A 12,984-nucleotide genomic window follows, 5' to 3' on the forward strand; every position below is an offset into this window, starting at 1 on the left:
AATGCGCCAGAGCGGGGTGCGAGATTCACGGAGTCGAGAACCGCTCGTCGACGGCTCGATGACCCACGCCGCCACAATTCAGTGAGGTAGGAACGGGGATGAGCGACAACCAATTCACGATGTTTCCCGGACAGGGATCGCAACGCGCCGGCATGGCAGAGCACCTGCTGCGCGAGCATCCCCGCACGGCGGGACGCGTGCTGGAGCGGGCTCAGGAGGCGACCGGCCTGCCGCTGACCGAACTGTGCAGCACGGCGGCGGAGTCGGAGCTGGAGCCCACCGAGATCGCCCAGCCCGCCATCGTCGCCACCAGCCTCGCCGTGTACCAGGTGCTGCACCAGGAGACGGGCTTCGTCCCGGGTGCGGCCGCGGGGCACAGCCTCGGCGAGTACACGGCCCTGGTCGTCGCCGGTGTCCTCGACGCCGACGACGCGCTGCGTCTGGTGCGCCGCCGGGGTGAGCTGATGGCCGGTGTCTCGCGCCGGGTTTCGGGGGCGATGGCCGCGATCATCGGCCTCGCGCCCGCGAAGATCGAGGAGATCTGCGCGGCCACCGCCGCATCCGGCGTGGTGGAGGTGGCCAACTACAACGAGGCGGGCCAGACGGTGATCTCCGGCCAGAGCGCCGCGGTCGACGAGGCCGTGCGGCTGGCGAACGGGGCCGGTGCCGAGCGCACCGTACCGCTGAAGGTCTCCGCGCCCTTCCACTGCTCGCTGATGCAGGTCATCGAGGACGAGTTCGCCGCGGAGCTGGAGCGGGTCGAGTTCGGTGCCCCCCGGCTGCCGGTGTTCAGCTCGGTGACCGGTGCCCTGGTGCGCGACGGCGCGCACGCCCGCGATCTGCTGCGGCGTCAGCTGGCCGGTCCCGTGCGCTGGGTGGACGTGCTGGACGCCGCCGCCTCCTACGGGGTCGACGGCTACCTCGAGGTCGGCCCGGGCCGGGTGCTCAGCGGCTTCGCCAAGCGGACCGTGCCCGACGCCCAGGTGCGCAGCACCAACGACGCGCGCCGCATCACCACGCTCCTGCGCGACCTGCGCCAGGACGCGGCCGCCTCCGCGGTCGCCGCGTAACCGGCCGCGGCAGTCGGCGCACCGGACGCCGGCCCCGGTCCCTTCCCTGTCCGCTCCGACTCCCGACCTCCCGACCTCCCGACCATCCGCGTGGCGGGGGCGCTTTGAGCCCCCGGCGCGTACTCACCACCCGAAAGGCAGCCAACGGTGTCCGAAACCCTGATTCCCACGTCGACCGACTACCTGTCCGCGGTGCAGGCGGCCGTCGCCGACGCCCTCGGCATCGACGAGTCCGAGGCCGTTCCCGAGGCGACCCTGCTGGGCGAGCTCGGCGCGGAGTCGATCGACCTGCTCGACATCCTCTTCCGCCTGGAGCGCGCCACCAAGGTGAAGATCACCGTCTCCGACATCGCCGACCTGCTCCAGGGCGGCATCCCGGACGAGGAGTTCGGCGACGAGAACGAGGTCGTCAACGACCGCGGCCTGACGCACCTGGAGAGCGTCCTGCCGCAGTTCGACCGCAGCCAGCTCGACGAGCCGCTGACGGCCGAGGGCGTGCTGGGCCTGTTCACCGTCCAGAACCTCACCGACCTCCTGACCGAGCGGGCCAAGGCCGCCGCGTCCGCCTGAGCGGTGCCCATGCCCTCCGCGGCCGGTGTCCGGGTCAACGACGCCCCGGACACCGGCCGTGGGGCCCCGGCACCCGCCCCGCCCTGCCCCGGGCCCGTCCCGTCGGCAGCCAGGCCGCCCACCTCGTAGCAGAAACGGGAAGAGAGAGATGAAGCTGAAGGACCGTACCGCCTTGGTCACCGGCGCCTCCCGCGGCATCGGCCGGGCCATCGCCCTGGCCCTGGCCGAACAGGGGGCGGCCGTCGCAGTGAACTACCGCTCGCGCCAGGAGGAGGCGCTGGCCGTGGTCAAGGAGATCGAAGCGGCGGGCGGCCGGGCCGTCGCGGTCGGGGCCGACGTCTCCGACCCCCAGGAGGCCAGGCGCCTGGTCGACGAGGCCACCGCCCAGCTGGGCTCGCTGAACATCCTGGTCAACAACGCCGGCATCAGCGACGACGGGCTGATCTACGACTCGGCGCCCGACGCCTGGTGGAACGTCATGAAGGTCAACTTCGGTGGCGCGTACCACACCACGCACGCCGTCATGGACCAGTTCATGGCGCAGGGCGAGGCGTCCGTCGTCAACATTTCCTCCGCCATGGGCGAGAGCGGCTGGATCGGCCAGTCCAACTACTCGGCCTCCAAGGGCGCGCTGAACTCCTTCACCCGCTGTGCCGCGATCGAGCTCGCCCGCTTCGGGGTCCGGGTCAACGCGGTGCTGGCCGGCTTCACGCCGACCGAACTGGTCGAGGAGGTCTTCCAGCGCGACGGCGGCAAGAGCATCAAGCGGCAGATCCCGCTGCGCCGGTTCGCCACCGTCGAGCAGGTGGCGGCGGCCGCGGTGTTCCTCGCCGGACCCGACTCCGCCTACACCACCGGCGAACTGCTCACTGTCGACGGCGGCTTCACCGCCCAGCTCGGCATCGGGCGCCCGTAGGGCGGCGGGGGACGGGAGACGGGACCACGATGCGATTCCATCTGATCGACAGGATCGAGACGCTCACCCCGCGCGAGACCATCACCGCGCGCAAGGTCACCTCGGTCGACGAGACGTACTGGCAGGCCACCCCGAACGGGCCGGCGCTGCCCTTCGGCCTCGCTCTGGAGGCCCTGTGCCAGGCGGCGACCTGGCTGATCATGATCAGCACCGACCACCGGCTGCGTGCGGCGCTGCTCGCGGTCGGCGAGGCCACCGCCCACCGGGACGTGGCCCCCGGAGAAGTGCTTCAGATGCACGCCACGATCGAGTCGATGACCGACGAGGCCGCCATCCTGGACGGCACCGTCACGGTCGACGGCGAGAGCGTCCTGGAGGCCACCGGCATCCTGTGCGCGCTCATCGACGCCGAGCGGCTCGACGACCCTGACAACACCAGGCGCATGGCGCACCAGCTGCAGGGCGGAGGGCCGGTGGGATGAAACGTGTAGTGATCACCGCGGTGGGAGCGGTCACCCCGCTCGGCAACGACGCCGAGACGACCTGGGAGGGCCTGGCCACCGGACGCAACGGCGTGGGCCGGCTGACCACCTTCGACGCCGAAGGGTTCCCGGTGCGCATCGCCGCACAGGTCAAGGACTTCGACGCGGCCAAGGCCATCCCGAAGCACATCGGGCGCAAACACCTCTCGCGCGTGGGCCAGTTCGGCGTCGCGGCCGCCTGGGAGGCGGTGCGGGGGGCCGGGCTCGACACCCTCTCCGAGGAGGTGTACGGCGCCGACGAGCGCGGCGTCGCCATGGGCGCCAGCGTCGGCCGCCCCGAACTGCAGGTGCTGCTGGACATCGGCCATCTGCGCGCCAGTACCGGCAACCCGGACGCGTTCATCTGCCGTCCGCCGGCCGTGACGCTGACCGACGACCAGAACGTGCCGCTCGCCGCCATGACCCGGATGATCGGCGGCACCGGCCCGATGCTGGGCATCAGCACCGCCTGCTCCGGCTCCGGGCACGCCATCGGCGAGGCCTTCCGCGCCATCCAGGAGGGCGACGCCAAGGTGATGGTCGCCGGTGGGTACGACTCCCTGACCACCTGGCTCGACCTGCTCGGCTTCAGCCTCCTGGGCGCCCTGACCGACCAGCACAACGACGACCCCGAGCGCGCCTCGCGGCCCTTCGACGCCGACCGCAGCGGCTTCGTGATCGGCGAGGGCGCCGTCGCCGTCGTACTGGAGGAGCGGGAGGCCGCCGTCGAGCGCGGCGCCGAGATCCTCGCCGAGGTCCTCGGCTACGGCTCCACGCTCAACGCCTATCGCATCACCGACTCGCCGCCCGACGGCTCCGGCGCGATCCAGGCGATGGAGGGGGCCCTGCTGGACGCCGGCCTGGGCACCGGCGACATCGACTACGTGGTCGCGCACGGCACCAGCACCCACGGCAACGACCAGTCCGAGACGGTCGCCATCAAGAAGGTGTTCGGCGCCGACACCCAGAAGCTGGTGGTCAGCGCCCCCAAGTCCATGGCCGGGCACCTGACTTCGGCGAGCCTCGGGCTCGGCGTGCTGGCCGCGATCGGCGCCATGCGGCACTCACTGGTGCCGCCCACCGTCAACCTGGAGCGCACCGCTCCCGGTCTCGACCTCGACTACGTGCCGCACACCGCGCGCAAGATGCCGGTGGGCGCGGCCCTGATCAACGCGTTCGCCTTCGGTGGCAGCAACACCAGCATCGTCATCGGTGCGCCGCGGGAGGACACATGAGTACGACCCGGACGGCCGGTACGAGCGCCGTGGCCCCCGCCTTCGACCGGATCGTGGAACTCGAACCGGGCCGCCGGGCCGTGGCCGTGCGCAACATCCCGAACACCCTCCCGTACTTCGACCACCACTTCCCGCGCTTCCCGATCCTTCCCGGGGTGCTGCTCCTGGAGAGCATGGCGGCCCTGGCGAAGGCCGCCGTCGGGGGCGAGCGGGCCTGGCGCCTGGCATCCGTCCGGGGCGTGCGCTTCAAGCACTTCGTCGGCCCCGGAGACCAGGTGCACATCACCGCCGAGGTGACGGGAGGCAGCCAGCAGACGACCGAGGTACGGGCCACCGCCCGGGTCGGGGACCGGGTGGTCGCCACCGCTCGCTCCCTGGCGCTGGTGAGCGCCGACGAGCCCTGGGAGGGCACAGCATGAGCCACGACAGGCGACGCGTGATGGTGACCGGCATCGGCCTGATGACCGCGATCGGCCAGGGCGCCGCACCGACCTGGGAGAACCTGCTGGAGGGCCGGATCGGCATCGGCCCGCTGCAGTCCTACGACCCGACGCCGCTGAACACCCGCATCGGCGCCGAGATCCACGACTTCGACCCGAACCAGTGGGCGAAGCGGCGCACCCTGCGCATGCTGTGCCGCGGGGACCAACTGGCCCTGGCCGCGGCCATCCTGGCGCTGCGCGACGCGGGCCTGGAGGACGCGGGCGACCTCGGTCACCGCACGGGCCTGTTCCTGGGCAGCAACAAGGAAATGCCCCGCATGGACGAGCTGATCTCCCAGCTCCAGTCCGTGCGCTCCCCGGACGGCACCCCGGACCTGCACAAGCTGGGCCAGACCGCCTCCTCGGTGATCGCCCCGCTGTTCTTCGTCGAGGGCCTGCAGCCCGCGGCCGGCTTCCACATCTCCGAGAAGTTCGGCATCCGCGGCGCCAACGCCTACTTCGCCGGGACCGCCGACTCCGGCGCGATGGCGGTCGGCCGGGCCATGCGCACGGTGCGCCGCGGCGAGGCCGACGTGGTCGTGGCCGGCGGCTACGACGACGCCACCGGCTGGTGGGCGATGTCCAAGATGGACGGGATCGGCGTGCTCAGCGACCGCAGTGACCTGGGCAAGGAGGCCTTCCGGCCGTTCGACCGCGACCGCAGCGGCTCCGTCTTCGGCGAGGGCGCGGCCTTCCTCATCCTGGAGGAGCGCGAGCACGCCCTGGCCCGCGGTGCCCGCTGCTACGCCGAGGTCACCGGCTTCGGCTCCGGCAACGACTGCGTCCGCCCGCCCAGCCCGCAGCCCCGCGCCCGCGGCCTGTCCCGGGCGATCACCCGCGCGCTCGGCGACGCGGGCGGCTCCTTCCCCGACGGCAGCTACATCGCCGCGCACGGCTGCGCCACCCGACAGGGCGACGCCAGCGAGACCATCGCCCTGCACGACGCGCTCGGTACGGCCGCCAAGGCCGCGCAGATCAGCAGCGTCAAGCCGCAGACCGGGCATCTGGTCGGCGGCGCCGGGGCGCTGAACGCCGCCGTGGCCGCGCTGACCCTCGACTCCGGTGTCGTACCCGCCACCCAGAACCTCCACAACCCCGCCGAGGAGTGCGACCTGGACTACGTCCCGCTCACCCCGCGCGAGACCCGGCCCGGCCATGCGCTGGCCGTCGCCCGTGGCCTGGAGGGCCAGGCGGTGGCCATCGCCCTGGAGCGGACCTCATGACGGACATATCCGAGGACACATCCGAAAGGAGCGCGGACATGAGCCACGGCGAGCACGGCAACATCTCGCCGGATCGCGGCGCTCGGTCCCGGCGGGTCGTGGTCTGCGGTGTGGGCGCGGTGACCGCCCACGGCGACGGCGCCACGGCACTGTGGGAGGGCATACGGTCGGGCGAGGCGGCCATCACCCCGGTGCGCGGGATGCCCATGGAGGGCTGCGCCACCGAGATCGGCGGCGAAGTCCGTACCGAACGCCGTCCCACCTACGACTACCTGGCCTCCTTCGGCGGCCGCGAACGCGAACCGGCCGTGGACTTCGCCCTGCTGGCGGCCGAGGAGGCACTGAACCAGGCGGGCCTGGCCGACGTGCCCGCGGAGCGCTGGGGCGTGGCCCTCGGCTCCTGCATGGGCGGTCTGCGCAGCGCCGAGAAACTGGCCCGGCGCGGTGCCGACGGCGTCTCGCCCGAGGACGACGGCCGGCACAATCTGCTGGTCCCGCCGCAGGCCATCGCCGAGGCGGTGAGCAGCGCCTTCGGGCTCAAGGGCCCCTCGCTGTCGGTGAACACCGCCTGCGCCTCCGGCGCGCACGCCATCGCCCACGCCAGCGAGTCCATCAGCGCGGGCCGTGTCGACGCCATGCTCGTGGGCGGCAGCGACGCGTTCACGGAGACGGCGTTCGCCGGGTTCACCAGCCTGCAGTCGCTGTCCACCAAGCCCGCCGCGCCCTACTCCAAGGACCGCGACGGCCTCTCGCTCGGCGAGGGCGCCGGCATGCTGGTCCTCGCCGAGGAGTCGGTGGCCCGTGCCGCGGGCGCGCCGATCCTCGCCGAGGTCCTCGGCTACGGCCTGTCCGCCGACGGCTACCACGCCACCGCCCCGCACCCCAAGGGCGAGGGCGCGGCCCGTGCCATCCGCGCGGCGCTGGAGTCGGCCGGCATCGACCCCGAGGACGTGGCCTACATCAACGGCCATGGCACCGGTACGCCGAAGAACGACTCGGCCGAGAGCAACGCGGTGCGCTCCGCGCTCGGCGAGGCTGCCGAGAACACCGCGCTGAGCAGCTCCAAGTCCATGATCGGGCATCTGCTCGGGGCGGCCGGCGCGGTCGAGGCCATCGTCACCGTGCAGGCGCTGGTCGAGCAGATCGCGCCGCCCACCGCCAACTTCACCGAGGTGGACCCCAAGTGCGGCCTGGACGCGGTGCCCACCGCGCGCCCGCTGGCCATGCACACGGCGCTGTCGAACAACTTCGCCTTCGCCGGCGCCAACGCGTGCGTCGCCTTCGGCCGTCCCGGCCAGGAGCGCACCCCCGTCCAGGCGCCGGCCGACTCCGCCGACGACAAGGTCGTGATCACCGGGTACGCGGCGGTCACCTCGGCCGGCGAGGGCGCCGAGGCGCTGTGGCAGGCCTGGCGCGACGGACGGGTCCTGGGCGCCGAGGAGGACGGGCTGCGCGTCGCCCGCGCCGACTTCGACCCGAAGGCGATCCCGCCGCGCGAGCGGCGCCGCATGGACCGGCTCGGCCAGCTCGCCGTGGCCACCTGCCGCGGTGCGCTGGAGCATGCCGGGATCACTGCCGACGAGCGGGTCGGCGTGGTCCTCGGCACCGGACTCGGCCCGATGCGCAGCATCGAGGAGTTCCTGCTGCCGGTCCTGGCCGGCTGCCCCGACCACGGCAGCCCGGCGATCTTCCCGAACACCGTCTTCAACGCCGCCGCCGGGCAGGTCGCCATGAACGTCGGCGCCAAGGGCCCGACGTCGACCGTCACCACGGGGCACGCGGCCGGGGCCTCCGCCCTGACCGTCGCCCACGATCTGCTGGTGCAGCACCGGGCGGAGGCCGTGCTGGTGCCCGCCGTCGAGGACCTCTCGCCGGGGGTGCTTCAGGCCTACCGCAGACTGCCGCTGTTCGACGACACCGACTACACCCTCGCCGAGGCCGGCATCACCCTCGTCCTGGAACGCGAGTCGACCGCGCGGGCCCGCGGGGCGCGCATCCTGGCCGAGTTCGCCGGGCACGGCACCGCCTCCGACGCCCAGGGCGTCGGCCGCTGGGACCCACAGGGTGGGGGAGTGGAGCGGGCCATGCGCCAGGCCCTCGACCACGCCGGGGTCGGCGCCGGGGAACTGACCGGGATCTGGGCCAACGCGGCCGGCCTCAAGCGGGCCGACGCGCCCGAGGCACTGGCCACCGACCGGCTGTCCACCCGGGCCACCGTGCACACCCCCAAGCGGATCGTCGGCGAACCCATCGGCGCGGGTGCCCAGTTGGCCGCCCTGCTCGCGGTCACCGGCTGGGAGCACGGCGTCGACGAAGGGCCCCAGCTCATCAACAGCTCCTCGCTCGGCGGCACCCACATCAGCCTCGTCCTGCGTCCCGCTACGGAGAAGTGACATGCCCTCCAGCACCGACCGCCACGTGTCGATCCTCGCCACCGGTGCCCATCTGCCGGGCGAGCCGCTCGACAACGACGCCCTGGCCCGGGTGACCGGGCCGCTGCCCGACGACGTCCTGGAGGGCATCCAGGTCCAGCGCCGGCACTGGATGGTGGACCCCGACACCGGTGAACACCGCATCAGCACCTCGCAGATGGCCACGGCGGCGGCCCGCCAGGCCCTGGAGCGGGCCGGTGTCGAGGCCGACGAGATCGATCTGATCGTGGTGTCCACGGCCAGCCCCGACTATCTGCTGCCGGTCGCCGGCACCTACGTCCAGGAGCAGCTGGGCCTGGAGAGCGTCGCGGTGATCGAGGTCCGGGCCGGCTGCGTCGGCGCCGTCCAGGCCCTGGACATCGCGCGCCGCCAGCTCGCCGACGGCACGTACAGGACGGCGCTGGTGATCGGTGTGGAGGCCGTCTCCCCGCTGCTCGCCCCCGTCTTCCTGGGCCTGGACCCGCAGCGTGTGCGGATGCGTGACCGGCTCACCGTCTACACCTTCGGCGACGGCGCCGGCGCGGTGGTGCTGCGCGCCGGCGAGGAGGGCTCCGCGCACGAGGGCAGCAAGCAGGTCTTCGCCACCGCCTCCATGGGCGGCAAGCGCAAGCCCGGCATGCTCATCGTCGGCGGCGGCACCGACGTCCCGCTGGCCGAACAGCAGCGCCGCAAGCGGCTGATGGACATCAAGCTCGACATCCCCGGCACCGCCACGTTCGGCCCCCGGGTTTTCGTGCGCGGCATCCACGACATGCTGGAGCGCTCCGGGCTCGCCCTCGCGGACATCGACGCGTGCGTGCTGCCCGAGGGCAACGCCGAGTACTTCGCCAGCGAGTACGGCACCGCCGGGCTGTCCGAGGAGGACCAGGCCACCCTCTCCAAGAACATCGTCGAGAACCTGACCGACGTGGGCGCCACCGGCTCCGCCGCGGTGCCGCTCGCGCTGGACGCCGGCTGGACCGAGGGCCGTATCCGCCCCGGTCACAAGGTGCTGCTGCTCGCCATCGAGGCCAGCCGCTACCTGTACGCGGGGCTCACCCTCACCTGGGAAGCGCCGTTCCCCGGGAAGTGACGGCCCGTCGTATCCCGTAGACCGTCACATCCCGAAAACCCTTCGAGCATTAAGGACGGAACGTGTCGACACAGCAGACGGTGCAGACCGGTGAGAGCGTCGAGGAGCGCAACAAGAAGACCATCCGCTCGGTCTTCGACGTCTTCGTCAACAAGGGCGACTTCTCCATCGTCGACAAGATCTACAGCCCCGACATGATCGACCACCAGCCGCTGCCGGGTGCCACCGAGGACCTGGACGGCGTCAAGTACACCATCGCCGCTCTGCGGGAGGGCTTCCCCGACCTGCACGTGACCATCGAGGACATGAGCGCCAACGCCAACTACGTGGTCATCCACAACACCTGGCGCGGCACCCACAAGGGCGAGTTCCTCGGTATCGCGCCCACCGGTCAGTTCATCGAGTTCATCGGCGTCGTGGTGTGGCGTCTGCTGGACAACGGGCTGATCGCGGAGCGCTGGGGCATCGGCGTGGAGTCCAACATGCTGGAGGTGCTCGGCATGCGCCGGCTCGCCCCCGCGGCGCGCGGCGGCGCGCGGGCCGAGGCCCGCAGGAGCGCCAGGCCCGGCTCGGTCCTGGTGCCGCTGCTGCCCGGCAAGAGCGAGCGCTGGGCCGAGGTCCAGGCGGAGCTCGACACCTTGCGCCGGACGGCCTACGACGCCTCCCGGCGCCGCGTCGGCATCGTCCAGGAGTCCTTCGCCGTGCAGAACGTGGGCGGCCAGGACGTGGTGGTGCTCCAGGTGGAGTCCCGTGACCCGGCGCTGTCGGGGCGCAAGCTGCGCGACTCCGCGGACGAGTTCGACGTCTGGCTGCGCGAGGCGGCCGTCGAGGTGTTCGGCAGCGACCCGTGGGCCGCGCTCGCCGACGGCGGCGCCGCCGCGCAGGGCCACCACTGGTCCAACGTCACCAGCGAGCTCGTCGCCCGCTGATCGTCCGTCAAGCCGGCGGCCGGTGCGGCCAGTCGCATCCGTCACGCCGGTCGTCGACTGGCGGATCTGGGCCAGAACCGACGTCGTCTGCCAGGCCGTACTGGGGCCGTCGGTGGCCCAGAGCTGCCACTTGCCGACCGTGGACCACCGCCCGACTTCGAAGACCCGCATTGCCGGGCTGGGCTGCTGGCTTCCCGGATTATATCAATGCTAGGATTTCTATCAATGGTAAGTGCCCGGGGGAGCAAGACCCGAACCGCCAGCCCTCCGAGGCCCGCACGGCTCAGGAAGGAACCGATTCATGCGGCAACGTAAGCTCGGCAGCCAGGGGCTCGTGGTCTCCGAGCAGGGCCTCGGGTGCATGGGCATGACCTTCGCGTACGGCCCGGCCGACGAGGCCGAGGCCCTGCGCACCGCCCACCGGGCACTCGAACTCGGCGTGACCCTGCTGGACACCGCCGACTTCTACGGCCCGCACACCAACGAGGAGTTCGTCGGCCGGATCATCGCCGGCCGGCGCGACGACGTCGTCGTCTCCTCCAAGGTCGGCAACGAGGTCTCCCCCGAGGGCACCATCACCGGACAGATCAACGGCCGCCCCGAGTACATCCGGGCCACCGTCGAGGGCACCCTGCGCCGTCTGGGCACCGACCGGCTCGACCTGTACTACCTGCACCGCGTCGACCCCGAGGTGCCCATCGAGGAGAGCATCGGCGCGCTCGCCGAGCTGGTGGCCGCCGGCAAGGTGCGCCACATCGGCATCTCCGAGGCCTCCGCGGCCACCATCCGCCGGGCCCACGCCGTCCACCCCCTCAGCGCCGTACAGACCGAGTACTCGCTGTCCACACGCGACGTCGAGGTCAACGGCGTGCTGGAGACGGTCCGCGAGCTGGGCATCGGCTTCGTCGCCTACAGCCCCCTCGGCCGCGGCCTGCTGACCGGCCGCATCCGCAGCCTCGACACGCTGGCCGCCCACGACTTCCGCCGCATCGTCCCCCGCTTCCAGGAGGAGAACCTCGCGGCCAACCTCACCGTGGTCGAGCGCCTGGACGCCCTGGCCGCGGACAAGGGCGTCACCACCGGACAACTCGCCCTCGCCTGGGTCCTGGCCCAGGGCGAGGAGGTCATCGCCATTCCGGGTACCAAGCGCGTCGCCTACCTGGAGGAGAACGTCGCCGCCTCGGACGTCCGCCTGACCGCGGCCGACCTCGCGGCAATGGACGAGATCGCCCCGTACGGCAGCACCGTCGGGGACCGCTACCCCGCCAACTCCATGGCCACGCTCAACCGCTGACGCGGGCCGCGGAAGCGAAGGTGACTGAGGAGCAACCATGGTGAACATAACGATCATCGGTGGCGGGATGGCCGGCCTGACAGCGGCCATCGCCGCCGCCGAGCAGGGCGCCCGGGTCACCGTCCACGAGGCGCACTCCCACCTCGGCGGCCGCGCCCGCTCGGCCGAGGGGCCGTACATCACCAACGACGGCCCGCACACCATCATGAACAACGGCGAGGCCTGGCAGTGGCTCATCTCGCGCGGTGTGGCCGGCCGCTATGTGCGCCTGTCCTTCCACGAGTGGACCCGGATGCGCTTTCGCCACCAGGGCCGGCTGCGGATGACGCTGCCGCCCGGCTATATGCGCATGACCCTGCTCGACCGCGACCGGCCGGTCCCCGTCGACCAGTCCTTCCAGGACTGGGCATCGAAGATCTTCCCGCAGCAGACGGTCGACGAGGCCCTCGGCTTCCTCGGCCCGATCGTCTTCCACGGCGACCCGGGCACCCTGTCCGCGGCGTTCATCTGGGAGCGGCTGCTGCGCGTGGGCACCCCCAAGTTCCCGCTGCCCAGCCGGTACTTCATCGGCGGCTGGGGCACGGTCGTCGACCGCATGGCGCGGGTCGCCCGCCGGCACGGCGTGATCATCGAGACCAACTCCCGCATCACCGAACTGCCGGTCAAGGACGGCCCGGTGATCGTGGCGACCTCGCTGGCCGCCGCCCGCGGACTGCTCGGCGACAGCCAGCTCGACTGGCCGAGCGGCACCGCCGCCCTGGTGGACATGGCCGTCACCCACTCCAAGAAGGACGGCAACGTCTCCTTCGACATGGACGAGGGCGGCTTCACCTCCCAGTACTCCGACCACGACCCCTCCCTCGCCCCCGAGGGCGAGGCGCTCTTCCAGGGCGCGATGCCGCTTCGCCCCGGCGAGAACAAGGCCCAGGCCATCGAGCGGCTGGAGGGACTCTTCGACCTCACCACCCCCGGCTGGCGCGACCGCATGCTGTGGCGCCGCGAGGGCGTCTCCCGCGGCCGCACCGGAGCCGTCGACTACCCCGGACACACCTGGCGGGACCGGCCCGCCATCGACCAGGGCGACGGCGTGTACCTGATCGGCGACAGCGTCGCCGCCCCGGGCATCCTCGCCGAGACCTCGATCAACAGCGGTCTGATGGCCGCCGAACTCGCCGTACGGGCACGGCCGGTGAGCGCACCGCGCCCCGCCGTCCTCGGCATGTGACCACCCCGACCACAA

12 protein-coding genes are annotated in these 12,984 nt (G+C 72.2%); all 12 read left to right on the plus strand.

The features are described from left to right. Window positions 1–119 precede the first annotated feature (119 nt). The 12 genes from fabD (at window position 120) to ACFY1J_RS42875 (ending at window position 12,969) form a co-directional block, all read left to right on the plus strand. Entirely contained in the window at window positions 120–1,070 is a 951-nt protein-coding gene (fabD, locus tag ACFY1J_RS42820; RefSeq protein WP_390733125.1) for an ACP S-malonyltransferase, read from the plus strand. A gap of 147 nt (window positions 1,071–1,217) precedes the next feature. After that, window positions 1,218–1,640: an acyl carrier protein gene (locus tag ACFY1J_RS42825; RefSeq protein WP_316762619.1), complete on the plus strand. Its 423-nt coding sequence runs from the start codon at window positions 1,218–1,220 to the stop codon at window positions 1,638–1,640. Window positions 1,641–1,788: 148 nt separating this feature from the next. Further along, the gene (locus tag ACFY1J_RS42830; RefSeq protein WP_390712937.1) at window positions 1,789–2,556 is read left to right on the plus strand and encodes an SDR family NAD(P)-dependent oxidoreductase; all 768 of its coding nucleotides are present in this window, start codon (window positions 1,789–1,791) and stop codon (window positions 2,554–2,556) included. A gap of 29 nt (window positions 2,557–2,585) precedes the next feature. Next, window positions 2,586–3,038, plus strand: coding sequence for a 3-hydroxylacyl-ACP dehydratase (locus ACFY1J_RS42835; RefSeq protein ID WP_263217268.1), 453 nt, complete (start codon window positions 2,586–2,588; stop codon window positions 3,036–3,038). Next, on the plus strand, window positions 3,035–4,312 hold the full coding sequence (locus ACFY1J_RS42840; RefSeq protein ID WP_390712938.1) for a beta-ketoacyl-[acyl-carrier-protein] synthase family protein: 1,278 nt from the start codon (window positions 3,035–3,037) through the stop codon (window positions 4,310–4,312). Before ACFY1J_RS42835 ends, ACFY1J_RS42840 begins: the two co-directional genes overlap by 4 nt. After that, entirely contained in the window at window positions 4,309–4,731 is a 423-nt protein-coding gene (locus ACFY1J_RS42845; protein ID WP_390712939.1) for a 3-hydroxyacyl-ACP dehydratase FabZ family protein, read from the plus strand. The genes ACFY1J_RS42840 and ACFY1J_RS42845 overlap by 4 nt, the downstream gene beginning before the upstream one ends. Next, window positions 4,728–6,017, plus strand: a complete 1,290-nt coding sequence (locus tag ACFY1J_RS42850; protein WP_390712940.1) for a beta-ketoacyl-[acyl-carrier-protein] synthase family protein — start codon at window positions 4,728–4,730, stop codon at window positions 6,015–6,017. The genes ACFY1J_RS42845 and ACFY1J_RS42850 overlap by 4 nt, the downstream gene beginning before the upstream one ends. Window positions 6,018–6,055: 38 nt before the next feature. Next, on the plus strand, window positions 6,056–8,410 hold the full coding sequence (locus ACFY1J_RS42855) for a beta-ketoacyl synthase N-terminal-like domain-containing protein (protein WP_390712941.1): 2,355 nt from the start codon (window positions 6,056–6,058) through the stop codon (window positions 8,408–8,410). 1 nt (window position 8,411) lies between these two features. Further along, window positions 8,412–9,521 carry a 3-oxoacyl-ACP synthase III family protein gene (locus tag ACFY1J_RS42860; protein WP_390712942.1) on the plus strand — a complete coding sequence of 370 codons (1,110 nt, stop codon included), beginning with the start codon at window positions 8,412–8,414 and terminating at the stop codon, window positions 9,519–9,521. Window positions 9,522–9,583: 62 nt separating this feature from the next. Continuing rightward, a complete protein-coding gene (locus tag ACFY1J_RS42865) occupies window positions 9,584–10,450 on the plus strand; it encodes an ester cyclase (RefSeq protein WP_390712943.1) in 867 nt (288 codons plus the stop codon). A gap of 301 nt (window positions 10,451–10,751) precedes the next feature. Next, window positions 10,752–11,744: an aldo/keto reductase gene (locus ACFY1J_RS42870; RefSeq protein WP_390733103.1), complete on the plus strand. Its 993-nt coding sequence runs from the start codon at window positions 10,752–10,754 to the stop codon at window positions 11,742–11,744. Window positions 11,745–11,781: 37 nt separating this feature from the next. Further along, complete coding sequence (locus ACFY1J_RS42875; RefSeq protein ID WP_390712945.1) at window positions 11,782–12,969, plus strand: FAD-dependent oxidoreductase; 1,188 nt, start codon at window positions 11,782–11,784, stop codon at window positions 12,967–12,969. Window positions 12,970–12,984 lie beyond the last annotated feature (15 nt).

This window comes from Streptomyces sp. NPDC001406, assembly GCF_042895285.1.
GTDB lineage: Bacteria > Actinomycetota > Actinomycetes > Streptomycetales > Streptomycetaceae > Streptomyces.

Excerpts from the sequence above, each read along its gene's own strand:
- fabD (WP_390733125.1), top strand. The coding sequence starts at position 120 with ATGTTTCCCGGACAGGGATCGCAACGCGCCGGCATGGCAGAGCACCTG.
- ACFY1J_RS42830 (WP_390712937.1), top strand. The coding sequence starts at position 1,789 with ATGAAGCTGAAGGACCGTACCGCCTTGGTCACCGGCGCCTCCCGCGGC.
- ACFY1J_RS42835 (WP_263217268.1), top strand. The coding sequence starts at position 2,586 with ATGCGATTCCATCTGATCGACAGGATCGAGACGCTCACCCCGCGCGAG.
- ACFY1J_RS42840 (WP_390712938.1), top strand. The coding sequence starts at position 3,035 with ATGAAACGTGTAGTGATCACCGCGGTGGGAGCGGTCACCCCGCTCGGC.
- ACFY1J_RS42845 (WP_390712939.1), top strand. The coding sequence starts at position 4,309 with ATGAGTACGACCCGGACGGCCGGTACGAGCGCCGTGGCCCCCGCCTTC.
- ACFY1J_RS42850 (WP_390712940.1), top strand. The coding sequence starts at position 4,728 with ATGAGCCACGACAGGCGACGCGTGATGGTGACCGGCATCGGCCTGATG.
- ACFY1J_RS42855 (WP_390712941.1), top strand. The coding sequence starts at position 6,056 with ATGAGCCACGGCGAGCACGGCAACATCTCGCCGGATCGCGGCGCTCGG.
- ACFY1J_RS42860 (WP_390712942.1), top strand. The coding sequence starts at position 8,412 with ATGCCCTCCAGCACCGACCGCCACGTGTCGATCCTCGCCACCGGTGCC.
- ACFY1J_RS42870 (WP_390733103.1), top strand. The coding sequence starts at position 10,752 with ATGCGGCAACGTAAGCTCGGCAGCCAGGGGCTCGTGGTCTCCGAGCAG.
- ACFY1J_RS42875 (WP_390712945.1), top strand. The coding sequence starts at position 11,782 with ATGGTGAACATAACGATCATCGGTGGCGGGATGGCCGGCCTGACAGCG.